Raw genomic sequence first — 472 nt, 5'->3', positions numbered from 1 at the left:
GTTCCCCGCGCCCCTAGGGGGTGGGGGTGGGGCGGGGTGGAAGGGCCCCGGGGGGGCAGCGCGCCCTCGCTGCGGGGGCTTATGTCGACGCAGCCTCGCGTCCCTAAGGGGGTGGGCGCGCCCGCGTCGGCGGAACCTCATATCGACACAGCCCAGCGCCCCTAGGGGCTGGTCGAGCCCGGGTGGTGGGGCCGGATATCGGAACGGCCTCGCGCCCCTGACGGCATCGGGGTGGGGCGGGGTCTGGAGGCTGGGCTACTCGTTGGTGAACTCTTCGATCACCGTGGCTCCCAGTTCTCGGACGATGAGTTCGTGGCCGGAGAGGGCTGACTCGTCGAGGTCGGGGTCGTCGTCCTCGGGGGTGTCGTCCTCGGCGGAGACCGTGCGGGGGGCGGGAGTTGGGGTGGGAGGGGCCGGGGGTGGGGGTTGGGTCTGTCTCTTATACACATCTCCGAGCCCACGAGACTAGGCA

Annotated in this window: 1 pseudogene; it reads right to left on the bottom strand. The window is 71.6% G+C overall.

Features of this window, described 5'->3' with window-relative positions:
- Window positions 1–255 precede the first annotated feature (255 nt).
- Window positions 256–423 (bottom strand): annotated as a pseudogene (locus OO69_RS48205) (DNA polymerase III subunit gamma/tau); the annotation flags it as partial.
- Window positions 424–472 lie beyond the last annotated feature (49 nt).

Origin of the sequence: Streptomyces sp. NRRL F-525, assembly GCF_000716605.1 — a bacterium.
Lineage (GTDB): Bacteria > Actinomycetota > Actinomycetes > Streptomycetales > Streptomycetaceae > Streptomyces.
Note: the sequence above shows the minus strand (reverse complement) of the source record. Positions and strands in the feature narration are given on the sequence as shown.